At 74.1% G+C, this 3,303-nt stretch carries 3 protein-coding genes; all 3 read left to right on the top strand.

The window, feature by feature from the left end:
* Positions 1-151: 151 nt before the first annotated feature.
* Genes ACWEJX_RS37595 through ACWEJX_RS37605 form a run of 3 tightly spaced genes read left to right on the top strand, consistent with a single transcriptional unit; the run spans position 152 to position 3,212 of the window.
* Positions 152-565, top strand: coding sequence for a hypothetical protein (locus ACWEJX_RS37595; protein WP_451611899.1), 414 nt, complete (start codon positions 152-154; stop codon positions 563-565).
* On the top strand, positions 562-2,352 hold the full coding sequence (locus tag ACWEJX_RS37600; protein WP_451611900.1) for a GMC family oxidoreductase: 1,791 nt from the start codon (positions 562-564) through the stop codon (positions 2,350-2,352). The genes ACWEJX_RS37595 and ACWEJX_RS37600 overlap by 4 nt, the downstream gene beginning before the upstream one ends.
* Positions 2,349-3,212 carry a hypothetical protein gene (locus tag ACWEJX_RS37605; protein WP_451611901.1) on the top strand — a complete coding sequence of 288 codons (864 nt, stop codon included), beginning with the start codon at positions 2,349-2,351 and terminating at the stop codon, positions 3,210-3,212. Before ACWEJX_RS37600 ends, ACWEJX_RS37605 begins: the two co-directional genes overlap by 4 nt.
* Positions 3,213-3,303 lie beyond the last annotated feature (91 nt).

A 3,303-nucleotide genomic window follows, 5' to 3' on the forward strand; every position in this document is an offset into this window, starting at 1 on the left:
GACGGTGGTGGAGCGCTGGCTGCCGCCGACGCGCTCGCCGGCGCCGGCGAGCGCGAAGCCCTCGTTGTGACCGTGCCCGACCGGTGTCGTGATCAAGCCGTTCCGTGGGTGCGTCGCATGGGGCCGGAGGAGGCGGGGCACCGATGCCCGCGTGCCCATCACAGACGAGACACACCGCTTCAGCGCCGTGTCGGCGCGGCTGACCGGTTTCGACGACGCGGACCTGGAGGCCACCGGGCTGACCGAGGTCTACCGGGCGTTCACCGAGCAGCGCCTCGGCGCGGAGCGGTACGCGCGACTCCTCGGCGAGCTGCGGGAACCGTACGAGGTCCTGGACGACCGCGTCGACGGCGAGCTGCGGGCGGCGGCCCGAGCCGTGACGTACCTCTGGTACACGGGCAGCTGGCCGGGCCCGCCGCCCGTCCTGGTGTCCCCGCGCGCCCGGGCCGAGGCTCTGGTGTGGAAGGCGGCCGGCCTGAAGGCTCCCGCCACCGAGCCGGAGGGGTACGGGAGTTGGGCGCGGGCCGGCGGACCGGCGGACCCGGACGGCGGGAGCGGTCGGTGACGCGGTACGACGTGATCGTCGTCGGCGCCGGTGTCGCGGGCTCGCTCGTGGCGCACCACCTCGGCGGTCGCGGGCGGCGGGTCCTGGTCCTGGAGGCGGGCGCCGCGGAGGGCGCACCGACGCCCCGTCTCCCGTACCGGGCCCATCCGGCGGCCCCCTGGCCGGAGGTCACGGACCTCGTCGGCACCGACGGGACCCCCGGCTTCCTGGCGGGCGGCCATCTCCTCCAGGACGGCCCGCTGCCGTACGCGAGCGGCTACGTCCGCGTGAACGGCGGCACCGGCAACGTCTGGACCGGTCTCGCGCCGCGCATGCTGCCGGAGGACTTCGACACCGAGTCCTTCGGGTACGGGCGGCGGTGGCCGCTCACCTATGACGAACTGGAGCCCCACTACCGCGCCGCGGAGCGGGAGTTGGGAGTGGCCGCCGACGCCGACGAGCAGCGCGAGCACGTCGGCCTGCCCTTCCCCGACGACTACGTCTTCCCCATGCGGCCGCTGCCGGCCGCCCGTCTGGACCGCCTCCTCGCGGCCCGGCTCGACGGGCGGCGCGTCAAGGATCCCGTCGCCCCGGGCGAGGTCGAGCTGCGGGTGGTCGGCACTCCGCACGCGCGCAACGGCGTTCCGGATCCGCGCTACGACGGCGGCCGCGGCTACGTTCCGCGCGGGCGGGACGGGCGGCCGGACCCGGACAGCCGGTGTGTGGGCAGCGCGACCTGCATCCCGCACTGCCCCTCGTACGCGAAGTACACCCCGCTCAAGACCCAGGGGCGGTGGAGCACCTCGGTCACGCTCCGGGACCGGTCCGTGGTGAGCCGGGTCCTCGTCGACGGGCGCGGCCGGGCGACGGGCGTGGAGTACCGCTCGTACGACGGGGAGGTGTCCGTCGCACGCGCCGATGTCGTGGTACTCGCCGCGCATGCCGTCGAGAACGCCCGGCTGCTGCTGCTCTCCGGGCTGGCCGGCCGCAGCGGCCAGGTGGGCCGCAATCTGATGGACCATCCGGTCCTGCTGACCTGGGGGCTGCTGCCGGAGGACACCGGGCCCTACCGGGGCCCCGGCTCCGTCTCCGGCTTCGAGGGCTTCCGGGCCGGGGCGGGGCGGCGGCTGCGGGCGCCGTTCCGGATCGAGTTCGGGACGTGGGGCTGGATCTGGGCGAAGGGGCCCGTCGACACGGACGTGGATCACTTCCTCACCGAACGCGGCCTGTTCGGAAGGGAGTTGCGGCACGCGGTCGGGGACCGGATCCGCCGCCAGTTCGCCTTGCAGTTCGAGATGGAGCAGGGCGCCGACCCCGCGAACCGGGTCACCCTCCACCCGACCGAGCGCGACGCCCTCGGCCTGCCGCGCCCGCTCGTCACGTACGACCTGGACGAGCACGTGAAGGAGGGCATGGCGGCGGCCTCGGCGGTCTCGGAGCAGATCTTCGCCCTGCTCGGCGCCGAGGACCACACGGACTACGCACCGGTGGCGGCCTGGCCGGGCCGCTTCGAGCACCGTGGTCGTACGTACGGCTACCGCGGGGCGGGCCACGCCGCCGGCACCCACCTCATGGGCGACTCCCCCGCCACGTCGGTGGTGGACGCCTGGCAGAGGTGCTGGGACCACCCCGGTCTGTACGCGGTCGGCTGCGGCAGCATGCCCTCGGTCGCCACCGCCAATCCGACCCTGACCATGGCCGCGCTCGCCCTGCGCAGTGCCGAACGCGTCGAGGCCGACCTCGCGGCCCGCGACCGCCCCGCCTCCGTCGACTCGCCCACACCGTCCGACCCGGGAGCCTCCGCATGACCCCACTGCCCCTGCCGCCCGTAGCCGAGCCTTTCCGACTCCCCTTCCATTACGGGGCGTTGCATCAGATCGGCATCGACTGGCTCGTCGCCCCGGACCCGGTCCGCGAGCTGCTCGCCAAGCACCACCCGGATCTGACGGCGGCCGTGTTCGACGACGGGCGGGCGCTGGTCTCGCTCAACTACCAGCTGTACTTCGCGCAGTACGCGTTCGGCGGCGGCATCACGCAGGAGATCGAGTTCAACGTCGTCGCCTTCCCGACCGCGGAGGGGGAGCGGCTGCCACGCCTGACCTACGCCCAGTACGCGCAGGGCTGGGACCAGACGAAGCTGCTCGGCATCGCCCGGGTCCATGTCGTGTGCGACAACCCGTTCGCGATCCTGGCCGGGCGCGAGCTGTACGCGGAACCGAAGTACCCGGGCTGGTTCGAGGTCGGCCTGCCGTCCCTCAACGGACCGGCGGGCGACACCTGGACCGTGCGGTGCAGGGCCGCGGCGATCGGCCCGGACGACACCCTTGAGCAGGGCGACACCCCGCTGCTCGACCTCACCGCGAAGCTCGACGGCCTCGCCGCCGTGGCGGCCAACTCCGCGCCGGTCACCGGCTACGGAACCGACCGCGAGGGCCGCCTGCTCGCCGGACCCATGAACGTCTACCAGCCCTACCACTGGTACGACCTGTCCGCGCCCGAGCACTCCGGGCGCACCCGCCTCTCGGTGCACGCCCCGGACAAAGACCTCGGCCGCGACGTCCGCGCGCTGCTCGGCGAGGGCGTGCCGGCCGCCGGCGCCTGGACGTACCAGTCGCCGCCGGTGGCCGCGCACAACCGCCCGTACTACCTGCCGAGGACCGTCCGCTAGGGGGTGTCTTGTCGATCAGGCCGGATCAGGGAGCGGCGTCTGGTGCCGTGCATCGCAAGGCGGAGGAGGGAGTCCATGCGGAGCATCGGCG

The organism is Streptomyces sp. NPDC004788 (assembly GCF_053601115.1).